Source organism: Streptomyces sp. Xyl84 (genome assembly GCF_059731885.1).
On sequence record NZ_AP029182.1, the window covers coordinates 3,906,366 to 3,926,828 of the forward strand.

The window sequence follows — 20,463 nt, forward strand, 5'->3', positions numbered from 1 at the left end:
CCCCGGCGGCCGGGCGGGCGGGCGTCTGCCCCTGCCCGCCCCCGCCGTGGTGTTCAGGCCGTGCGGCGGCGCAGGACCGTGAACGCGGTGGCGGTGACCGCGGTGGCGACGGCGAGGACGATGCCGGTCTCCAGCAGGTGCAGCGGCCAGAAGTGGGACCGCGGGTGGTACGTCGCGACGTACCGTTCTCCGTTCCCGCCCTCCCGCAGGAGGTAGGCGTCGCGCGGCAGCACGACCGGGGCCGCCGAGGTCCGGGTGACGGCGGGCCACAGGTGCGGCCGGACGGCCTCCAGGACGAAGTGGAGCAGCCACATCGCGGCGAAGGAGAGGCCGAGGGCGGGCAGGGTGCGGCCGACGAGCAGCGCGGTGAGCGCGCCGACGGCCAGGGCGCACAGGGCGTAGGCCACGGTGGCGGGACCGCGGGCCACGAAGACGTCGGCGTAGGACCAGTTGTCGTGCATCAGGTCGCGGTGGGCCGCCCAGCCCCAGCGGTAGGCCAGGACCAGGGCGCCGGCGCCGAGGGTGAGGGCCGCGGCGGGCACGGCGAGCTTGGCCGTCAGCCAGCGGGTGGGGCTCACGCCCTGGGTCCAGGCGAGGCGGGCGGTGCCCGACTCCAGTTCGCGGCCGACCAGGGAGGCGCCCGCGAACGCGGCCACGGCGAGGAAGCTGTAGCAGACGAACGTGGCGATCCAGCCGGTCGGGTCGCTGTAGTCGAGGGCGGCGAACGGCGAGGCGGAGGCGTGCGCCCGCTCGGCGGTGACCTCGTTCAGCCACACCAGCCAGCCGATCGTGCCGGCCACGAACGCGCCCCACACCAGCAGCGCGGCGCGGTGCACGGTGAGGACCGCGCGGGGCAGTCCCTGGACGAGTGCGGTGCTCACGCGCCGGCCCCCTTGCGGACGGGCGCCGCCAGGCGCGTGCCGCGCCGCAGGACGGTGAACGCGGCCCAGGCGAGCAGGCCGGCGAGGACCAGGAGGAGGGCGCTGGTGGTGAGGTGCAGCGGCCAGAAGTGGGAGAACGGCTGGCTCTGCGTGTAGAAGCCGGTGGCGTGCAGCTTCGCGTAGGTCCCGGCGCACGCGGCCGGGTCCGGGGAGGCGCAGCCGGGGTCGGGGACGTGCGCGCCGGTGGCGGTGACCAGGCCGTGGCCGAGCTGGATCCCGTCGCCGGCGTAGCCCTGCTCCAAGGTGGTGACGCGGGTGACGGCGGGCCACAGGTGGGGCAGGACCAGGCCGGCGACGCCGCGCAGGGCGGCGGCCGCGCACAGGCCGGTGACCAGCGCGGGCAGGGTGCGCCGCCACAGCAGGGCGGCCAGCGCGCCCGCGGCGAGGGCGGCCAGGGCGACGGCGACGGTGGTGGGCCCGTTGGCGTGCAGGGTCCAGGTGTCGGTCCAGCTCGTGGCGGTGTCGACCCGGCCGCGCGCCGCCGACCAGGCCCGGTTGTGCAGCAGCACCAGCAGGCCGGTGCCCACGGCGACCAGTGCGGCCGGGACGGCCAGGCGGGTCGCCAGCCAGCGGGCGGGGGTGACGCCCTGGGCCCAGGCGAGCCGCGCGGTGCCGCTCTCCAGCTCGCGCCCGAACAGCGAGCCGCCGGCCCAGGCGCCGACCAGGAGCGGGAGGGCGTTGAGGGCGAGGGTGGTGTAGTTGTAGACGTCCTTGTAGCGCACGATCGCGTCCTGGTCGTACGAGCAGCGCGGGGACATGCCGCAGGCGTCGTACTGCCGCCAGGCGCTCGCCGAGGCGTCGGCGAGCGGGCCCCACAGCCACAGCAGTCCGGCCGCGAGGACGAGGACGAGCCCGGCCCACACGTACAGCGCGGGGCGGTGCAGGCGCAGCAGCCAGCGCACCAGGTGCGGCCGGCCGGCGCGGGACCCGGCGGGGGCCGGGCCGGTCGGGGCGGTCAGGGTGGTCATGCGCGGGTCTCCTGGGTCGTGCGGTGGTCCTGGGGCGCGGGGCTGTCGCCGGACCCGTCCAGGGCGGGGGCCGAGGGGTTGCGCAGGTGGGCGAGGACGAGTTCCTCCAGGCTGGGCGCGCCGGTGCGCCAGTCCTCGGGGAGGGCGCCCGAGGGCCGGATCAGCGCGGTGACCTGGCGGCCGGTGGTGCGGGACTCGACCACGGTGTGCCGGGCCAGTCCGTCGGTGCCGGCGGGCGCGGTCACGCGGGTGTGGGCGGCCAGCAGGTCGTCGATCTCGCCGGCCAGCCGGATCCGGCCGGCGCCGACGAGCAGCAGGTGGTCGCAGGAGTCCTCCAGCTCGGCCACCACGTGCGAGGACAGCATGATCGTCGTGCCGTGCCGGGCGGCCTCGCCCATCAGGACGCCCATGAGGTCGTGCCGGGCCAGCGGGTCCAGGTCGGCCATCGGCTCGTCGAGCAGCAGCAGTCCGGGCCGCTTGCCCAGGGCGAGGGCGAGGGCGACCCGGGTGCGCTGGCCGCCGGACAGGGCGCGGACGCGGGCCTTCGGGTCGAGGTCGCCGGCGGCCACGATCCGTTCGGCGCCGGCCGCGTCCCAGCGCCCGGGGTTAAGGTCGGCGCCCATGCGCAGGGTCTCGGCGACGGTGAGCTGCGGGTAGAGCGGCTTGTCCTGGGCGACGTAGCCGACGCGGGTGCGGGCGCTCGCCGGGTCGGTGCCGAGGACGGTGACCCGGCCCTCGGTGGGGGCGGCCAGACCGGCGGCGAGGGTGAGCAGGGTGGACTTGCCCGCCCCGTTGGGGCCGACCAGGGCGCAGACGCGGCCGGCGGGCAGCCGGAAGGTGCACTCGCGCAGCGCCCAGCCCTTGGCGCGCCGGGCGTACCGCTTGCCCAGCGCGGCTGCCTCGAGTGCCGTGCCGGTGTCGGTCATGAGGGGTCTCCCTGGAGGTGCTCTTCGCGCGGGGCGAAGTGTCGGTCGAGTACGGCGGTGAAGAGTGCGGCCACGTCGTCGCGGTCCAGGCCGGCCATGCGGGCCCGCGCGGCCCAGCCGTCCAGCTCCGCGCGCAGCGGGGAGTCGTCGGCGGGCGCGGTGCCCAGGGAGCGGCGTACGAAGGTGCCGAGGCCGCGGCGGGCCTCCACCAGTCCTTCGCGTTCCAGCTCGCGGTAGGCCTTGAGTACGGTGTTGGGATTGATGGCGGTGGCCTCGACGACCTCGCGGGCCGTGGGCAGCCGGTCGCCGGGCCGCAGGGCGCCCAGGCGCAGGGCCTGTTTGGTCTGCTGGACGATCTGCATGTAGGTGGCCACCCCGCTGTGCCGGTCGATGCGGTATTCGAGCACCCCCGTGCACCACCCTTTCACTAATTGAGTAGTGAAAGGGTGGTGCAAGATGGCCGGGAAAGTCAAACGCCCCGGCCGGCGGCCCGGCCCGCCCCTGCGCCGGATCCGTGAGCCGGGGCGTGAACCGGATCGCGGGGTCCGTGCGAAGAGGAGACGTGAGCGGAACGAGAAGCGACGGGGACCTGCTGCGGGCGATCGCGGCGGACCGGGACCGGCGCGCCTTCGAAGAGCTGTACCGGCGGTACGCGCCGTGGCTGACCGCGCGGCTGCGCGGCCGCTGCGCCGACCCCGCGATGGTCGACGACATCGTCCAGGAGACCTTCCTCGCCGTCTGGCGCGGCAAGGCCCGCTACCGCGAGGAGGCCGCCGCCCAGGACGCGGCCGGATGGCTGTGGCGGATCGGCTCGCGCCGCCTGATCGACGCCCTGCGCGGCGACGGCGCGCGCGGCCGGCTGCGCCAGGCGCTGGCCCGGCTGCGCCACCGCGACGAGGTGTCCGCCGAGGAGCGCGTGCTCGCGGGGGTCGAGCACGGGGACCTCGCCGGCGCCCTCACCCGGCTCTCACCGGAACTGCGGGCCGTCCTGCAGGCCACCGTCGTCGACGGACTCACCACCCGGGAGGCGGCCGTCCTGCTCGGCATCCCGCCCGGCACGGTCAAGACGCGGGCCCTGCGCGCCCGCAAGCAACTGCGGGAGGCGCTGGCATGAGCGGCGGAACGACACCCCGGAAGACCTGGCACGTCGCCGACGAACACCTGCGTGCCTACGACCGCGGCGAACTCGCCCCGCCGCTGCTGTGGTCCGCCGACACCCACCTCGCCGGCTGCGCCCGGTGCCGGGCCCGGCTCGCCGCGCTCGCCGACCCGCTGGCGCTGGAGGAGGGCTGGGCCCGGCTGGACGCCGAACTGGACGCGCCGCGCCCCGGACCGCTGGAGGCGCTGCTGCTGCGCTGCGGCGTCCCCGGCCACACCGCGCGGCTGCTGGCCGCCACCCCGGTGCTGCGCCGCTCGTGGCTGATCGCGGTCGCCGCGGTGCTGGTGATGACCGCGGCGCTGTCCGACACGGTGCGCGCGCCCGACTCGCCGGTCCTGTTCCTCGCGCTCGCGCCGCTGCTGCCGCTCGCGGGCGTGGCGCTCGCCTACGGACCCGCGTTCGACCCGGCGTACGAGACGGCCGTGGTCGCCCCGCTGCACGGGTTCCGGCTGGTGATGGTGCGCACCGTCGCGGTCCTGGCCACCGGCCTCGTCGTCGACGGCCTCGCCACCCTCGCCCTGCCCGGCTACGGGCTGCGCGCCCTGGGCTGGCTGCTGCCCGCGCTCGCCCTCACCTCGACCGGCCTCGCCCTCACCCCCCGGCTCGGCCCGGTCCTCGCCCCCGCCCTGACCGGCGGCGCCTGGACCGCCCTCCTGCTGGTGGCGCAGGCGACCCGGCACGGGGAGGCGCCCCTGCCGCCGTTCACGGCCGCCGGACAGGGCACGGCCGCCGCCGTCGCCGCCCTCGCCGCCGTCCTCCTCTACCGCCTGCGGGACCGCTTCGACCTGTCCCCGGCGCGCGCCCCGCACGGCGGCCTGCCCTACGGGGACCCGTCGTGACCTGCGTACGGGGACCCGTCGTGACCCCCGTACGGGAGGCCGGCTCCGCCCCCGCCGTGTCCGCCCAGCCCGCCCACGTGAACCGCACCGATCCTTCGCACGGGAGTGCCTCGTGACCGTCACCGTCTCCGCCTCCGGGCTCACCCTCCGCTACGGCGGCACCGCCGTCCTCGACGACGTGTCCCTGCGTCTGGAGGAGGGCATCACCGGGCTGCTCGGCCCCAACGGGGCCGGGAAGACCACGCTGCTGCGGGTGCTCGCCACCGCCGCGCCCGCAGACCGGGGCGCCTTCACCGTGCTCGGCCACGACCCCGGCACCACCGACGGCCGCCTCGCGGTGCGCCGCCTGCTCGGCTACCTGCCGCAGAACCCCGGCTTCCACCCGGACTTCACCGCGTTCGCGTTCGTCGACTACGTCGCGATCCTCAAGGAACTCACCGACCGCGGCGCCCGCCACCAGGAGGTGCGGCGCGTCCTGGAGGAGGCCGGCCTCGGCGACGTCCGCGGCCGGCGCATCAAGAAGCTCTCCGGCGGCATGCGCCAGCGCGTCGCCCTCGCCGCCGCGCTCGTCGGCGGCCCCCGCTTCCTCGTCCTGGACGAACCCACCGTCGGTCTCGACCCCGAGCAGCGGATGCGGTTCAGGGACCTGGTCACCCGCACCGCCGAGGGCCGCACCGTGCTGCTCTCCACCCACCAGACCGAGGACGTCGGGATGCTCTGCAACCGGGTGATCGTCATGGCCGGCGGCCGGATCCGCTTCGAGGGCACCCCCGCCGAACTGACCGCACGGGCCGCGGGCCGGGTGTGGAGCAGCACCGAACGCGATCCGGCCGCCCGCGCCGGATGGCGCACCGGCACCGGCGACTTCCGCAACGTCGGCGACCCGCCCGAGGGCGCCCGCCTGCTCGAACCCACCCTGGAGGACGGCTACTTGCTCACCCTCGACGACTCCGGCACGAAGGCGGCGGCCCGATGACCACCACCACCGCATCCCCACCCGCCGCCTCCGTGGCCGCCGCCGGCGGAGCACCCGGGGCCCCGCGCGCCCGTGCCGTCCTGACCCTGGCCCGCGCCGAGACGCGCCTCCTGGCCCGCCGGCCCTTCGTGCTGCTCTTCTTCGCGGTGTACGTCCTCGCCACCGCCTGGCAGACGTACTCCGGCCACGCCGGCTGGCACGAGCTGACCGGCCGTGAGGGCATGGCCGACCACCCCGCCCTCCAGGACGCCGACCGGGCCACCCAGAGCGGTGCCCTGCTGCTGGGACTCGCCCTGTTCGTCTGCGCCGACCGGGCCGTGCTGCGCTCACGGCACCGGGGCACCGACGAGCACTTCACCACCCTGGTCATGGAACCGTGGCGGCGCACCCTCGCCCACGCCCTGTCCGTCGTCCCGTTCGCGCTGTTCACCGGCCTCGTCGTCGCAGTCCGCTTCACCTGCGACGCGCTCGCGCCGGGCGCGGTCGGCCACGGCTCGGCCGCCGAACTCGCCGTGGCCCCGCTGGTCGTGCTGCTCGCCGGTGTCGCGGGCGTGCTCCTGGCCCGGCTGGTCCCCTCCCCGTTCGCCGCACCGCTCGTCGCCGTCGGCGGCTTCCTGGCCGCCACCCTCTTCACCACGGGCGCGGACGGAACCCACTGGCGGCGATGGCTGTTCCCGGTCGTCACCGAGGAGGGCGCCGACCCGTTCCCGTCCGCCCTGGTGGGCCGCCCGGCCGCCTGGCACGCCCTCTACCTGGCCGGTCTGGCGGGCCTCCTGCTGGGTGCCGCGCTGCTGCGCTCGGGCGGCCGCTCGCCGCGCGTCAACGCGTTCGCCGTCCTCGCGCTCGCGGCCACCGCCGCCGGGATCGCCGGACAGTCCCCGGGCCCGTCCGCCGCGCTCCTGGCGGCCCGCGCCCGGGTGTCCGAGCACCCGGAGACGGTGGAGACCTGCGTGACGCGCGGGGCGACGACGTACTGCGCGCTGCCCGAGTGGGCCGGCCGCACCGGCGACTGGGCGACGGCCGTCGACCGCGTCCGCTCCCTCGCCGGCCCCGGCGCCGCGACCCGGCCGCTGACGGTGCGCCAGCGCGTCGAGGCACGCTACGGCCTGGAGGGCAGCAGCGCCTACGACCCGCTCACCGCACCCGGTACGGCCACGGTCCGCACCCGCTGGGGCGGCAACCGCGTCCCGGAGTTCTCCGTGGGCCTGGCCTCCGTCCTGGTCGCCGGTGACGAACGGGCGGGCGCCGAGGTGTGCGACGGCCGCGTCGTCACCGTCATGTGGCTCGCGCTGGGCGCCTCCGCCGACCCGCTCGAAGCCCTGCGCGACGTCCGGCTCGACGACAGCACCGAGGGCAGCGCCTCCGTGCTGACGCCCACGGGCGGCCTGCGGATGAGTGCCGCCCAGACCACCGTCGTACGGGCGTTGCTGGAGCGCCCGCGCGCGAAGGCGGCCTCGGCCGTGAAGGCGCACTGGGCCGAACTGACCGCGCCCGGCACCTCGACGGCCCGCGTCGCCGACCTGCTGGGTGTGCCCGGCGTGGGCCACGGGAAGGGGGCGGGGAACTCGTGCGAGGAGTGAGGCACGGCGGCGGCACGCCCCGGCCGGCCGGCGCCCCGCCGGCCCGCGGCGGCACCGCCTCGGTGGCCGGCGCCCTGCTGGAGCCGGTGTGGCGGTCCCTGCCCCGGCGGGTGCTCGCCGCGGCGGCCGGACTGGGACTGCTGAGCGCCGGGAGCCTTCGGCTGCTGTCCGGCGCGGGAGAGGGCCCGGCCGAGGGGACGGCGGTGCTGCGCATGGTCGCGCTGGTCGGCGGGCTCGGGCTGGCGTTCCTGCTCGACGACCCCGCCCGCGACACCACCTCGGCGGTCCCGGTACGGCGGCCCGTACGCACCGGGCTGCGCCTGGCGCTCATCGCCCCGCTCGCCGCGCTCTGGTGGGGCGCCGCACTGCTCCTCGTGCCGGAACCCGCCCGCCCGCCGGCCGGCGCCCTCACCCTGGAGGCGGCGGCCGTCGCGGCGGCGGCGCTCGCTCTCGCGGCGCTCTCGGTGCGCTGGTCCGCGCAGCCGGGGCCGGGGGCCGCGACCGCGCTCACCCTGCTCGTCCTCGCGGTCGCCGCGCTGCTGGCACCGCACCGGTGGAGCCTGCTGCCGGACCCGGCCGACCCGAACTGGGCGGTGGCGCACCGCTGGTGGGCGGGTGTCCTGGGCCTGGCGGCGGCGACCTGGGCGGCGTGTCAGCCGGAACCCCTGGCGCGCCGCCGCCGGCGCCGTGACCGGACCGGTCCACCGGCCCGCGGCGCCCTCAGATCTCCGTCCGGTACATGAGGTCCGTCTCGTACGTGGTGAAGCCCAGCCGCTCGTAGACCGCGACCGCCGCCTTGTTGTCGGCGTCGACGTACAGCATCGCGGTCGGCAGGCCCCGCGCGGCCAGGTGGCGCAGGCCGGTCACGGTGAGCGCCTTGCCGAGGCCGCCGCCCTGCGCGCCGGGCCGCACGCCGAGGACGTACACCTCGCCCAGGCCCTCCTCGGCGTGCACCTTGGTCCAGTGGAAGCCGACCAGCCGGCCCGCGCGCTCCGCCAGGAAGAACCCGCTCGGGTCGAACCACGGTTCGGCCTTGCGGGCGTCCAGGTCCCGCTGGGTGAGGGAACCCTGCTCGGGGTGGTGGGCGAACGCCTCCGCGTTCACGGCGAGCCACGCGGCGTCGTCCTGGCCGGGGACGAACGCCCGCACGGTGACGTCCTGCGGGAGCGCCGGCTCGGGCAGCTCGAAACCGGCGAGCGGCCTGCGCATCTGCCGCAGTTCGCGGAAGAGGGTCAGCCCGAGGACCTGCGCCAGGTGCCGGGCGGCGGAGTGCCCGCCGTGCGCCCACACCCGCAGCCGCTTGCCGGAGGCGGCGAGCAGCGCCGAGCCGAGCGCCCGGCCGTGCCCGTGCCCGCGGTGCGCCGGGTGCACGACCAGCTCGGCCGCGGGCGCCTCCACCGGGTCGGTGTCCTCCAGTTGCGCGTAGCCGACCAGGTCGCCGTCGACCCGCAGCAGCAGGTGCGACACGCCCTCGCGGGCACCGCCGCGCAGGTGCAGCCTGCCCTGTTCGGACACCGCCTGCTGACCGTCGTCATGGGCCGCCGCGGACAGCAGGGCGAGCACGGCGTCGGCCTGGTCCGGGGAGAGTTCGCAGAGCGTCTCCAGTGAGCGGGCGATCGGTGCGGTCTCGTCGCTGGTCATGCCTTCGAGAGTACAGAGCGGGCGCCCCGACACGGCGGTGTCGCCCCGGTCCGCTCCCCTGATCGGGACACGTCCTCCGACGGGCGGGCCGTCCGGAGCGACCGGGCTGCCGGATGCCGCGAGCCGGACGCCGCGGCCGTCCGGGCGGTGCCGTGGCCGTCAGCAGGGCAGTTCGGGGGGCGGGGTGGGCGCGCCCGGGAGGCGGACCGTCACCAAGGTGCCGCCGTTCTCGGCCCGGGTCAGGGTCACCTCGCCGCCGGACTGGCGGACCGTGCGGGCGACGATGGACAGGCCGAGGCCCGAGCCGGGCAGGGCGCGGGCGCTGGGGGAGCGCCAGAAGCGGTCGAAGACGTGCGGGAGTTCGTCGGCGGGGATGCCGGGGCCGTGGTCGCGGACCGTGAGGACGCCGTCCGTGAGCCGCACCTCCACGGTGCCGCCCTCGGGACTGAACTTCACCGCGTTGTCCAGGATGTTGACGATCGCGCGTTCCATGGCGGCCGGTTCGGCCCGGACGAACCAGGGCTCGAGGTCCGCCGTGAGGGACAGCTCCGGGCCGCGCAGCCGGGCGCGGCGCAGTGCCGCCTCCACGGTGTCCTGGAGCGCGATCACCTGGATCCGCTCGCCGCGCTGCCCCTCCGAACGGGATAGCTCCTGGAGGTCGCCGATCAGCGCGGCCAACTCCGTCACCTGCGCCTTCACCGACGCCAGCAGCGCCTTGCGGTCCGCCTCGGGCAGCGGGCGGCCGGTCTCCTCGCTGCGGGTGAGCAGTTCGATGTTGGTGCGCAGGGAGGTGAGGGGCGTCCGCAGTTCGTGGCCCGCGTCGGCGATCAGCTGCTGCTGCAGGTCGTGGGAGGACGCCAGGGACGCGGTCATCGAGTTGAAGGAGCGCGAGAGCCGTGCGACCTCGTCCTCGCTGTCGTCCTCGACGGGGATGCGGATGGTCAGGTCCTCGGTGCGGGCCACGTGCTCGACGGCCTCGGTGAGCTTGTCGACCGGACGCAGACCGGCGCGGGCCACCGCGAGCCCGGCGGCACCGGCTCCGACGACTCCTATCCCGGAGACGAGCAGGAGCAGGAGCGCCAGGTCGTTGAGGGTCTTGTCGGTGTCCTTCAGCGGCGTGGCGATCAGGAGCGCGTGCCCGGGGTACAGCTGGGGGCCCGCAGGGGAGGCGATGAGCAGCGGGGAGGTCAGCACGCGTACGGGGTTGCCGTCGGTGTCCGTGCCGTCGTGCAGCCGCTCGATGCCCTGCCCGGCGTTCCGGGCGATCCCGGCGTCCGCGCCGGTGACCCGGACGGTGCCGACGGAGTTGGTGAAGACGCAGGTCCCGCCGGTCGCGCTGATCACCTGGACGTAGTAGTCGGCGGAGCCGGGGCCGCGGTCGTCCGAGGGGCGGGGCGTGGTGGTGCAGTCGGCCAGCAGGTTCGCCACGCTCTGCGAGCTGACCGGCCTGCTGGTCGCCTTCAGGTCCTCGTCGATCTGCTGGATCAGCTTGCCCTGGACGATGAACCAGCACGTCACCGACACCGCGGCCACGCCGAAGGCCACCGCCGCCGCCACCAGCAGGGCGAGCCGGGAGCGGATCGGCAGGGAGCGGAACCGGCGCACCGCCTTGTTCACTCCGCGCCGCCCTGCCGCAGGACGTACCCGACCCCGCGCACGGTGTGCACCAGGCGCGGCTCGCCGCCCGCCTCGGTCTTGCGGCGCAGGTACATCACGTAGACGTCGAGGGAGTTCGACGACGGTTCGAAGTCGAAGCCCCACACCGCCTTGAGGATCTGCTCCCGGGTGAGCACCTGGCGCGGGTGCGCCATGAACATCTCCAGGAGCGTGAACTCGGTCCGGGTCAGCTCCACCTGGCGTCCGGCGCGCGTCACCTCACGGGTCGCGAGGTCCATGCGCAGGTCGGCGAAGGCCAGTACGTCCCCCTCGTCGACCGTGTCGTCCACGGCCGCCGCGTACGAGCTGCGGCGCAGCAGCGCGCGGATCCGGGCGAACAGCTCGTCCAGCTCGAACGGCTTGACGAGGTAGTCGTCCGCCCCGGCGTCCAGGCCGGTCACCCGGTCGCCGACCGTGTCGCGGGCGGTCAGCATGAGGATGGGGGTGGTGTCGCCGGCGCCGCGGATCCGGCGGGCGGCGGTCAGGCCGTCCATGCGGGGCATCTGGATGTCGAGGACGACCAGGTCGGGCCGGTAGGCGCCCGCCTTCTCCAGCGCGTCCGCGCCGTCCACGGCGACCTCGGTGCCGTACCCCTCGAAGGCGAGGCTGCGCTGCAGGGCCTCGCGCACCGCGGGCTCGTCGTCGACGATCAGGATGCGCTGGGCGGCACGGTCGCGGTCGTCACGGTCGCCGTCGGCGGGGCTCATCGGTCGTGGTTCCTCGGGTTCCTCGGGGCCGGCCGGGCCCGGCGGGACGACCTGTGGGTCGCTCTCCAGGCCCGTGAGGGGATGCTCCCAGATTCGCATGTCCGACACCCGCCGTGCGGCGCGCGGCCGCTCAGGCCGCCACGGCCGTCAGCCGTCCCAGGGGCACCTTGTGGCGGTGCGGGCGGGTGGCGGGCATCCGCAGGCCCATCAGGTGGGGGACGGCCGCCGCGGCGGGGGCGGGGGCGGGCCGGGGGGCGCGGCTGACGGGGATGTCCGCGCGGGCGCTCTCGTCGGGGGTGCCGGTCGTCTGGGGCGTGAGCTGCTGGATCATGACGTGCTCCTTGTCGTGGGGGGCGTTCTCGTCCTGCGGGTCCTCTTTCGTCCTGCCGGTCGTCAGGTGGCGTCCGTGGGTTGTCAGTTGCCCGTTGCCGGTCGCCGGACACCCTCGTGGGGCGGGGCGGCCGGGGTGGAGCGGGTCAGTTCTGTGCGCCGGAGCGCAGCTTGGCCAGGTCGGCCTTGACGGTGTTGACCGGGATGGCGAAGCCGAGGCCGACGCTGCCCGCGCTGGACGAGTCCGACGCGGCCGCCGCCGAGTACATCGCCGAGTTGATGCCGATGATGTTGCCGTTGGCGTCGATCAGCGCACCGCCGGAGTTGCCCGGGTTCAGGGACGCGTCCGTCTGGATCGCCTTGTAGGTGGTGGTCGAGGAGCCGGTGTCGCCGTTGAAGTGCCGGCCGCCGAACTCGAACGGCCACTGGCCGTCGCCCTGCTGCTGGCTCTGTCCCTCCTCGGTGGACACGGTCACATCCCGGTTGAGCGAGGAGACGATCCCGCTGGTGACGGTGCCGGTCAGGCCCTCGGGGGACCCGATGGCGACGACCTGGTCGCCGACCGCCACCCCGTCGGAGTTGCCGAGGGCCGCGGGCTTCAGGCCGGAGGCGCCCTCCAGCTTGATCAGCGCGAGGTCCTTGGAGCTGTCGGTGCCGACCACCTTCGCGGTGTACGTGTCACCGTCGCTGGTCCGCGCCTTGACCGTCGAGGCGCCCGCTATCACGTGGTTGTTGGTGACGACCTCGCCGCCGCTGCTGATGACCACACCGGAGCCGGTGGAGGTGCCGTTGTCCAGCGTGGCCGTGATCTCGACGACGCTCGGGCTGACCGCCTTGGCGATCGCCGCGATGCTGCCGCGCTGGCTGGAGGGCACCACGTTGGTGCTGGTGCTGCTGGAGGCGACGGTGTCCTTGCCGGTCAGCTGCTGGAAGGCGTAGGCGGTGCCGCCGCCGACGGCCGCCGCCGCGATGGCCACGGCGGCGAGCAGCGCGAGCGGTCCCCGGGTGCGCTTCCTGGGCCCGGGGGCGGAGCCGGCCGGAGCGGCGGGCAGGAGAGCGGTGCCGCCGTCGTTCCCGCCACCATGCGCGCCGTACGCGCCGTGCATGCCGGGCGCACCGGGAGTTCCGTACGCGTCGTACGCGCCGTGTGCGCCGGGAGTGCCGTACGCGCCCGGCCCGGCGGTGGGGGACTGCGCGGGAGCGTGCGCCGGGGGGTAGGCCGGCGGGGGCGGCCACTCCGGGTTCACGGGCGAGGCGGAGCCGGTCGGGGCCTGTCCGTCACCCTGGGGGTACTCGTGCTCGCCGCTGCGGCGGATGCTCTCGGTCATGTCATTGAGAGTGACCCGCGTTCATGAGAGCTTCCTGAATCCACGCTGAAAAGCCCGACAGAACCTCGTATGCCCGATATAAAGATGCGGGCCGTGAGGGGCGGGCCGCACCGGGTGGCCGCGGCGCGGGGCGCGTCCGGCGCGGGGCGCGGCAGCGCGGCGTGCGGCCCGGAGGTCAGCCGCAGCCGCAGGAACCGCGGACCACCAGCCGCGACGGGAAGACCTTCAGCCGCTCCCGCCGTGACCCGGCGACCCGCAGCCCGTCGTCCAGCACCAGGTCCACGGCCGCGCGGGCCATGGCGGACCGGTCGGACGCGACCGTCGTGAGCGGCGGGTCCGCGAGCGGGGCCTCCTTGATGTCGTCGAACCCGGCCACCGCCAGCTCGCCCGGCACGTCGATGCGCAGCTCCCGCGCGGCCCGCAGCAGACCGATCGCCTGGTCGTCGGTGGAGCAGAAGATCGCCGGCGGGCGGTCGGGACCGGCGAGGATCTCCAGCCCGACCCGGTAGGCGTCGTAGCGGTTGTAGGGCGCCTCGAACAGCCGCCCCTCGGTGGTGAGCCCGGCCTCCGCCATCGCGCGCCGCCAGCCCTCGACGTGGTCGGAGACGGGGTCGCCCACGGCGGGCGTGTCCGCGGTGCCGCCCATGCAGGCGACGTAGTCGTGACCGTGCTCCAGGAGGTGGCGCACGGCGAGCTGGGCGCCGCCCAGGTCGTCGGTGACCACGGCGACGTCGTCGATGGCCTCGGGCCGCTCGTGCAGCAGCACCACGCGGGCGTCCCAGGCGTCGATCTCGGCGGCGGCCAGGTCGTTCAGCGCGTGGGAGACGAGGATGAGTCCCGAGACGCGCATCCCGAGGAAGGCGCGCAGGTAGTGGACCTCGCGCTCGGCGACGTAGTCGGAGTTGCCGACGAGGACCATCTTGCCGCGCTCGGCCGCCGCCCACTCGACCGCGTGCGCCATCTCCCCGAAGAAGGGCTGGCGGGCGTCCGGGACGATCAGGCCTATCAGGTCGGTGCGCCGCGAGGCCATGGCCTGGGCGACCCGGTCGGGGCGGTACCCCAGTTCCTTGATCGCGGCGAGGACACGCTCGCGCGTGGCCGGGGCGACCGGCCGGGGTCCGTTGTTGATGACATAACTGACCACGGCGGTGGAAGTCCCCGCCAGTCTCGCCACGTCGTCCCGAGTCACCTTGGCCACGCGCGGAGTCTACGCGGATGGACACCCCCCGGGCAGGGAGTATCAGTGCGTGGATGCGCGGCCCCGGCGCGCGGCCCGCACGGTGCGCCCGCGGCCCCGTGACCTCCCGCGCCCGCCGGCACCTCCGAGCGCACCTCTCCCAGGGGCCGCTCGCGCCCCGCACGCCTCGCGCGCGAGGCCGCCGCGCTCACACCGCCGCGCGGCCCCTGCGGCGCCCGCTCACGCCTCCTTGCCGCCCGCACGCCCCACGCGCCCGCTCACGCCTCCGCACGCCCCGCGCCCTCACGCGGGCAGCGCGCCGGGCGCCGATGCGCGGGCCGGCGCGCGGGCCTGCCGCGCCCGCTCACGCCTCCGCGCGGGCCGGGGCGCCGGTGGCGGCGCCGTCGCCGGCCTCGCCGGTTCCGCGCCCGGTGCGGCCGGCCGTCCTCGTCCCGCCCTTGTTCTCGTCCGCGGCCCGGTCCGCCTTCTCGGGCTTCTCCGGGGTGACGAACCGGTATCCCACGTTGCGCACGGTGCCGATCAGGGACTCGTGCTCGGGGCCGAGCTTGGCCCGCAGCCGCCGTACGTGCACGTCGACGGTCCGCGTGCCCCCGAAGTAGTCGTAGCCCCAGACCTCCTGGAGCAGCTGGGCACGGGTGAAGACGCGGCCCGGGTGCTGCGCGAGGTACTTGAGCAGCTCGAACTCCTTGAAGGTGAGGTCCAGCACCCGGCCCTTCAGCTTGGCGCTGTAGGTGGCCTCGTCCACGGACAGGTCGCCGTTGCGGATCTCCATGGGCGAGTCGTCGTCGACCATCTGCCGGCGGCCCATCGCCAGCCGGATCCGGGCCTCCACCTCGGCGGGGCCCGCCGTGTCGAGCAGCACGTCGTCGACGCCCCAGTCCGCGGTGACGGCCGCCAGGCCGCCCTCCGTGACGACGAGGAGCAGCGGACAGCCCGGTCCGGTGGAGCGCAGCAGCTGGCACAGGCTGCGCACCTGCGGCAGGTCGCGCCGCCCGTCGATCAGGATGACGTCGGCGCCCGGGGTGTCGACGAGCGCGGGCCCCTCGGCCGGGGCCACCCGCACGTTGTGCAGCAGCAGGCCGAGGGCGGGGAGCACCTCCGCCGACGGCTGGAGTGCGTTGGTCAGGAGCAGCAGGGAACTCATCGCGACCCCCCTGTCCGGGTCGTCGGATGGTCGTGCACGGTTCGCTCGTCCATGGCGTCTGGTTCCTCCTCGGGTCCACTGCGAGGACGTGTGCGGCACTGTTCGTCGCTTCGTCTGTGGTGCGGATCCCGCGCCCCGGGACCCGCCGCGGATCCCGGGCCTTGCACGAACCCAAGAGCCACTGTGCTCCCGAAGGCCCCGTACACCTGCGGTTTCCCGCGTCGTATACAACGCCCGCCGAAAGCACAAAAGGACCCGGGGGCTTCACTGCCCGAGTCCTCTTCGCAGCAGAATAGCCGACATGAGCTCGGATTCGGCAGGTCATGTGGCGCGTTCGACGATCGTCCCGGAGTCCGAGACGGCGCCGCCCGCACGGGTCAGGAGGTTCCTGCGCACGTCGGACGGGGTGGCGGTGGACGCGCTGTACGAGCCGGGGACGGTGGCGGGGGCGGCATCCGGGACACCGCCCGTCGTGTTCGTGATCGCCCACGGATTCACGGGCGACCTGGACCGGCCGCACGTGCGCCGGGTGGCGGAGGCGTTCGCGCACCACGGCGCCGTGGTCACGTTCTCCTTCCGCGGCCACGGCGCCTCCACGGGGCGCTCGACCGTCGGCGACCGGGAGGTGCTCGACCTCGCGGCGGCGGTGGGGTGGGCGCGGAGCCTCGGGCACGCGCGCGTGGTGACCGTCGGCTTCTCCATGGGCGGCTCGGTGGTGCTGCGGCACGCGGCGCTGTACCGGCCGGAGAGCGGCACCGGCTCCGCAGCCAGGACCGGCACCGGAGCCCGCCCCGGCACCGGAGCCCGCCCCGGCACCGGAGCCCGCCCCGGCGCCGCGGCCCGCGCGGGCGCCGAGGGGCGCACGGCGGCGCGCGAAGTGGCGCATCCGGAGCACTCCGAGCATCCGGAGCACCCGGACGCCGTGGTGTCCGTGAGCGCCCCAGCGCGCTGGTACTACCGGGGCACGGCCCCCATGCGCCGGTTGCACTGGATGGTCATGCGCCCCGAGGGCCGCCTGGTCGGCCGGTACGCGTTCCGCACCCGGATCCACCACCGCGACTGGGACCCCGTCCCGCTCTCCCCGGTGGAGGCGGCGGCCCGCATCGCGCCCGCCCCGCTGCTGATCGTGCACGGCGACCGGGACGCGTACTTCCCCCTCGACCACCCCCGGATGCTGGCCGCGGCAGCCGGTGACCAGGGCGAACTCTGGCTGGAGCCCGGCATGGGGCACGCCGAGAACGCCGCCCCCGAGGCCCTCCTGCACCGCATCGCACACTGGGCCATCTCTCGGGAGGGCCTAACCTGACCATGTCCATTACCGAGTGACTCGAGGAACGGCATGGCAAAGGTCACGGTGCGCTACTGGGCGGCGGCGAAGTCCGCGGCCCAGGTCGCCGAGGAGCCGTACGAGGCGGAGACGCTCGCCGGAGCGCTCGACGCGGTGCGCGAGCGGCACCCCGGCGAACTCGTCCGCGTCCTGCGGCGCTGCTCGTTCCTCATCGACGGTGACCCCGTGGGAACGCGCGATCACGAGACGGTACGGCTGACCGAGGGCGGCACGGTCGAGGTGCTCCCCCCGTTCGCAGGAGGGTGAGCATGACCGACCAGCCGTATGAGGGCTCCGGGTACGACGGCTCCGGGCAGGGCGCGTACGAGGGCTACGACCCCTACGCCGCCCAGCACCAGCAGCACCAGGCGCATCACCAGCACCACCCCGGGCAGCCACAGCACCACCAGCCACACCAGCAGCAGTACGGGCAGCAGGCCGCCCACCCGCAGGCGCCCGCCCCCCAGCAGCAGTACCCGCACGCCGAGCCGCAGCAGTACCCGCACGCCCAGCCGCAGCAGTACCCGTACGGCCAGCCGCAGCCCCAGCCCCAGGCCTGGCCCGGCCGGCAGCAGGCGTACGACGATCCGTACGCCGGTCCCGCCCAGCAGTGGCAGGGCCAGACCTGGGACACCCAGACCCACGGGCAGCCGGTCGTCGCGACCCCGGAACCCGCGGCACAGACGGCCTACCTGCCCCAGCTGGACCACCAGCCGCAGCCGCAGGCCCACCCCGCGCCGCACGCCCGGCCGCAGCCGCACCCGGCGGCGGCCCACGCGGCGCCGGCCCCCACCGGCCCCGCCCCCGCGGCCCCCGCGGCCCCCTCCGCCCCGGAGGACCCGGCCTCCGAAGAGCCCGCGTACGGTCCCGCCACCGTCGGCGGCAACACCCGGGTGACCGACGCCCAGCGGGCCCGCGCGGAGGGCCGCTCGCCGATCATCGACCCGGGCATGCAGCCCGCCGCGCTGACGGCGCTGCTCGGGCTGCTGCTGGCCGGTGCGGCCGAGGCCGGGACGTACGCGCTGCTCGTACCGCTGGTGGTGCTCCAGGCGGTGACGGCGGCCGGCTGGTTCCGGCTCAACGGCATGTGGCCCGCCCGGCAGGGCATCGCCCTCGCCTTCGCGGGCGCGCTCGTCAGCGACGCGGCGGTGCTCGGCGCGGGCCGCGAGCACGCGCCCGCGGCGATCCTCGGCACGCTCGGCGTCTGGGTGCTGCTCTCCCTCGTCCTCCAGCTGCGCTCCCACGCCGACCCGGACGAGCGGATGTACGGCCTGATGGCCACCGTCGCCTCGGCGGCGCTGTCGATCCTGGCGACCGGCTATCTGGCGGGCGGTGCGGACGCGGTCGCGGTGGGCGCGGCGGCGGTCGCGGTGGCCGTCCTGGCGCGTGCGCTGCCGCTGCCCGCCGCGGCGTCGGCGGTCGTCGCGCTGCTCGCGGCGGCGGGCGCGGGCATCGCCGTCGGCGGCATGACGGGCCTGGGCGCCAAGGGCGCGCTGCTCGGGGCGTGCGCCGCGGTGTGTGCCCTGATCGGGCACCGTGTGGCCGCCTACGACTACCCCTCCCGCTTCGTGCACTTCACGGCCGGGGTCGCCCTGCCGCTGTCGGCGGCGGCGCCGGTGGTGTGGGTGCTGGGGCGCGCGCTGGGCTGAGCCGTCCGGTGCTGTCACAGGTGATCGACAATCCCGCGGTCCCCCATCCGGGCGGGGTTACGCTCGCGAAGGACGGCCGCCCGGTCGTCGCGGACGGATGAGGTGGGGGAACACCGGATGCGTGCCCTGCGAGTGCTGCTGATCGTCGTCGTGGTCCTGGGCGTGCTGTTCGTGGTGGTCGACCGCGTCGCGGTGCACTTCGCCGAGGGCCAGGTCGCCGACCGGCTGCGCAGCGCGGAGCACCTGGCGAGCAGTCCCGACGTGTCCATCCACGGCTTCCCGTTCCTCACCCAGCTGGCGGGCGGTGAGCTGGACGACGTCGAGGTCGGCATCAAGGACTACGAGGCGGCCACCGGCGAGGGCGACAGGATCCGTATCGACGACCTGAAGGCCGACATGAGGGGCGTGGAGTTCTCCGGCGACTACCGCTCGGCCACCGCCGCCCGCGCCACCGGCACCGCGACCATCGCCTACGACGAGCTGCTGAAGGCCGCCAGGCCGACGCCGACCGACATCGGCTTCGGCCTCAAGGCGCAGGTGGTGGGCCTCTCGGACGGGGGCGGCGGCAAGATCAGGCTGGCCGTGCGGATCGCGTCGTTCCCGGTGGTCCACGTGCTGGGTTCGATCGAGGTCGAGGGCGACAGGATGCGCGTCACGGCCGACGGGATGCCCAAGCTGGCCGGCCTCGCGCTCGCCGAGAGCCGGATGCGGGCCATCACCGACTTCCAGCAGGCGCTGGACCAGCTGCCGGGAGGCATCAGACTCGACTCGGTGCGGGCGGCGAAGGACGGAGTCGAGATCACGGTGAAGGGGTCGCACGTCAAGCTCACGCAGTGACGTCCGAGGAGCGAGACACCCCGTCCGCACCGCAGTCGCACCGCCGGGAACGGGCAGTCCCGGGCGGCCCGGGCCCTGGCCCGTTTCCTCCCGTGTCCCACATCACGGACGATCCCGTCTCATGATGCGACACGCCGGTGACATGGCCGCCTGTCCCTCCCTACGATCGACGGCATGAGGCGACAGGCGGATCTCACGAAGCGGCGGGCAGTGGACCTGTGCCGCGTTGCCGCCATGCTCTGTCGCCCCTTCTGAGCGGAAGCCCTCCCGAGGCTCCGCGTCTCCCAGCCGCCCTGCTCGAAGGGCATCCGTGCGCCGCTCGCACCCCGAGCGCGCAGCCACGCACCCGCACGCCCCGCCGTAACTGCCCCGGAGGAGATTGAGCATGAGCCGTAGTGACGTCCTGGTCGACGCCGACTGGGTCCAGGAGCACCTGGACGACCCGAGCATCGCCATCGTCGAGGTGGACGAGGACACGTCCGCGTACGACAAGAACCACATCAAGAACGCCATCCGGATCGACTGGACCGACGACCTCCAGGACCCGGTCCGCCGTGACTTCATCGACCAGGCCGGCTTCGAGAAGCTGCTGTCGGAGAAGGGCATCTCGAACGACCACACGGTGGTCCTCTACGGCGGCAACAACAACTGGTTCGCCTCCTACGCCTACTGGTACTTCAAGCTCTACGGCCACGACAACGTCAAGCTCCTCGACGGCGGCCGCAAGAAGTGGGAGCTGGACGCCCGCGAGCTGGTCGACGGCACCGACGTGCCCGAGCGCCCGAAGACCGACTACAAGGCCAAGCCGCAGGACACCTCCATCCGCGCCTTCCGCGACGACGTGGTGAAGGCCATCGGCGCGCAGAACCTGGTCGACGTGCGCTCGCCCGACGAGTTCTCCGGCAAGCTGCTCGCCCCGGCCCACCTGCCGCAGGAGCAGTCGCAGCGTCCGGGCCACGTCCCGTCCGCGAAGAACATCCCGTGGTCGAAGAACGCCAACGACGACGGCACCTTCAAGTCGGACGAGGAGCTGAAGGCCCTCTACGCCGACGAGGACGTGGACCTCGCCAAGGACACCATCGCCTACTGCCGCATCGGTGAGCGCTCCGCCCTGACCTGGTTCGTCCTGCACGAGCTGCTGGGCGTGGAGAACGTCAAGAACTACGACGGCTCCTGGACCGAGTACGGCTCCCTGGTGGGCGTGCCGATCGAGCTGGGCTCCGGCAAGTAAGACGGACCCGACCGTACCGACCTCTC

22 protein-coding genes are annotated in these 20,463 nt (G+C 75.1%); 11 read left to right on the forward strand and 11 right to left on the reverse strand.

The window, feature by feature from the left end:
• Positions 1–53 precede the first annotated feature (53 nt).
• From AC6I72_RS16950 to AC6I72_RS16965, 4 genes are read right to left on the reverse strand one after another with little or no spacing between them, the layout of a single operon-like run.
• A complete protein-coding gene (locus AC6I72_RS16950; protein ID WP_498001682.1) occupies positions 54–881 on the reverse strand; it encodes an ABC-2 membrane transporter-related protein in 828 nt (275 codons plus the stop codon).
• A complete protein-coding gene (locus AC6I72_RS16955) occupies positions 878–1,909 on the reverse strand; it encodes an ABC-2 membrane transporter-related protein (protein ID WP_498001684.1) in 1,032 nt (343 codons plus the stop codon). The genes AC6I72_RS16950 and AC6I72_RS16955 overlap by 4 nt, the downstream gene beginning before the upstream one ends.
• Positions 1,906–2,835: an ABC transporter ATP-binding protein gene (locus tag AC6I72_RS16960; protein ID WP_498001685.1), complete on the reverse strand. Its 930-nt coding sequence runs from the start codon at positions 2,833–2,835 to the stop codon at positions 1,906–1,908. Before AC6I72_RS16960 ends, AC6I72_RS16955 begins: the two co-directional genes overlap by 4 nt.
• Entirely contained in the window at positions 2,832–3,242 is a 411-nt protein-coding gene (locus AC6I72_RS16965) for a GntR family transcriptional regulator (protein WP_498001686.1), read from the reverse strand. The genes AC6I72_RS16960 and AC6I72_RS16965 overlap by 4 nt, the downstream gene beginning before the upstream one ends.
• A gap of 155 nt (positions 3,243–3,397) precedes the next feature.
• Between AC6I72_RS16965 and AC6I72_RS16970 the strand changes: the two genes are divergently transcribed.
• The 5 genes from AC6I72_RS16970 (at position 3,398) to AC6I72_RS16990 (ending at position 8,132) form a co-directional block, all read left to right on the forward strand.
• Positions 3,398–3,949, forward strand: a complete 552-nt coding sequence (locus AC6I72_RS16970) for an RNA polymerase sigma factor (protein ID WP_498001687.1) — start codon at positions 3,398–3,400, stop codon at positions 3,947–3,949.
• Positions 3,946–4,833: a zf-HC2 domain-containing protein gene (locus AC6I72_RS16975; RefSeq protein ID WP_498001688.1), complete on the forward strand. Its 888-nt coding sequence runs from the start codon at positions 3,946–3,948 to the stop codon at positions 4,831–4,833. The genes AC6I72_RS16970 and AC6I72_RS16975 overlap by 4 nt, the downstream gene beginning before the upstream one ends.
• Before the next feature lie 112 nt (positions 4,834–4,945).
• The gene (locus AC6I72_RS16980; protein ID WP_498001689.1) at positions 4,946–5,809 is read left to right on the forward strand and encodes an ABC transporter ATP-binding protein; all 864 of its coding nucleotides are present in this window, start codon (positions 4,946–4,948) and stop codon (positions 5,807–5,809) included.
• Complete coding sequence (locus AC6I72_RS16985) at positions 5,806–7,389, forward strand: ABC transporter permease (protein WP_498001691.1); 1,584 nt, start codon at positions 5,806–5,808, stop codon at positions 7,387–7,389. Before AC6I72_RS16980 ends, AC6I72_RS16985 begins: the two co-directional genes overlap by 4 nt.
• Positions 7,377–8,132 (forward strand): ABC transporter, encoded by a 756-nt coding sequence (locus AC6I72_RS16990; protein WP_498001693.1) that lies wholly within the window; start codon positions 7,377–7,379, stop codon positions 8,130–8,132. The genes AC6I72_RS16985 and AC6I72_RS16990 overlap by 13 nt, the downstream gene beginning before the upstream one ends.
• On the opposite strand, the gene mshD is transcribed toward AC6I72_RS16990, so the two are convergent.
• From mshD to AC6I72_RS17025, 7 genes are all read right to left on the reverse strand, one after another.
• Positions 8,110–9,030, reverse strand: a complete 921-nt coding sequence (gene mshD / locus AC6I72_RS16995; RefSeq protein WP_498001695.1) for a mycothiol synthase — start codon at positions 9,028–9,030, stop codon at positions 8,110–8,112. The genes AC6I72_RS16990 and mshD overlap by 23 nt on opposite strands.
• A gap of 159 nt (positions 9,031–9,189) precedes the next feature.
• Positions 9,190–10,647, reverse strand: a complete 1,458-nt coding sequence (locus tag AC6I72_RS17000) for a HAMP domain-containing sensor histidine kinase (protein WP_498001696.1) — start codon at positions 10,645–10,647, stop codon at positions 9,190–9,192.
• Positions 10,644–11,393: a response regulator transcription factor gene (locus AC6I72_RS17005; protein WP_498004716.1), complete on the reverse strand. Its 750-nt coding sequence runs from the start codon at positions 11,391–11,393 to the stop codon at positions 10,644–10,646. Before AC6I72_RS17005 ends, AC6I72_RS17000 begins: the two co-directional genes overlap by 4 nt.
• 130 nt (positions 11,394–11,523) lie before the next feature.
• Positions 11,524–11,724 carry a hypothetical protein gene (locus AC6I72_RS17010; protein ID WP_498001697.1) on the reverse strand — a complete coding sequence of 67 codons (201 nt, stop codon included), beginning with the start codon at positions 11,722–11,724 and terminating at the stop codon, positions 11,524–11,526.
• Between the two features lie 145 nt (positions 11,725–11,869).
• Positions 11,870–13,051: a S1C family serine protease gene (locus AC6I72_RS17015; RefSeq protein ID WP_498001698.1), complete on the reverse strand. Its 1,182-nt coding sequence runs from the start codon at positions 13,049–13,051 to the stop codon at positions 11,870–11,872.
• Between the two features lie 175 nt (positions 13,052–13,226).
• A complete protein-coding gene (locus AC6I72_RS17020) occupies positions 13,227–14,249 on the reverse strand; it encodes a LacI family DNA-binding transcriptional regulator (RefSeq protein ID WP_078884063.1) in 1,023 nt (340 codons plus the stop codon).
• 343 nt (positions 14,250–14,592) lie between these two features.
• Positions 14,593–15,393, reverse strand: coding sequence for a response regulator transcription factor (locus tag AC6I72_RS17025; RefSeq protein WP_498001700.1), 801 nt, complete (start codon positions 15,391–15,393; stop codon positions 14,593–14,595).
• 301 nt (positions 15,394–15,694) lie between these two features.
• Here AC6I72_RS17025 and AC6I72_RS17030 point away from each other — a divergent pair, with 301 nt between their 5' ends.
• The 6 genes from AC6I72_RS17030 to AC6I72_RS17055 all read left to right on the forward strand — a co-directional run bounded on the left by AC6I72_RS17030 (position 15,695) and on the right by AC6I72_RS17055 (position 20,437).
• Positions 15,695–16,699 carry an alpha/beta hydrolase gene (locus AC6I72_RS17030; protein WP_498001701.1) on the forward strand — a complete coding sequence of 335 codons (1,005 nt, stop codon included), beginning with the start codon at positions 15,695–15,697 and terminating at the stop codon, positions 16,697–16,699.
• Positions 16,700–16,732: 33 nt separating this feature from the next.
• A complete protein-coding gene (locus tag AC6I72_RS17035; protein ID WP_498001703.1) occupies positions 16,733–16,987 on the forward strand; it encodes a MoaD/ThiS family protein in 255 nt (84 codons plus the stop codon).
• Positions 16,988–16,989: 2 nt separating this feature from the next.
• The gene (locus AC6I72_RS17040; protein ID WP_498001705.1) at positions 16,990–18,369 is read left to right on the forward strand and encodes a hypothetical protein; all 1,380 of its coding nucleotides are present in this window, start codon (positions 16,990–16,992) and stop codon (positions 18,367–18,369) included.
• Positions 18,370–18,486: 117 nt separating this feature from the next.
• Positions 18,487–19,206: an LmeA family phospholipid-binding protein gene (locus AC6I72_RS17045; RefSeq protein ID WP_498001706.1), complete on the forward strand. Its 720-nt coding sequence runs from the start codon at positions 18,487–18,489 to the stop codon at positions 19,204–19,206.
• A gap of 174 nt (positions 19,207–19,380) precedes the next feature.
• Positions 19,381–19,461: an Ms5788A family Cys-rich leader peptide gene (locus AC6I72_RS17050; RefSeq protein ID WP_351055874.1), complete on the forward strand. Its 81-nt coding sequence runs from the start codon at positions 19,381–19,383 to the stop codon at positions 19,459–19,461.
• A 130-nt stretch (positions 19,462–19,591) separates the two neighbouring features.
• Positions 19,592–20,437, forward strand: a complete 846-nt coding sequence (locus AC6I72_RS17055; RefSeq protein ID WP_498001707.1) for a sulfurtransferase — start codon at positions 19,592–19,594, stop codon at positions 20,435–20,437.
• Positions 20,438–20,463 lie beyond the last annotated feature (26 nt).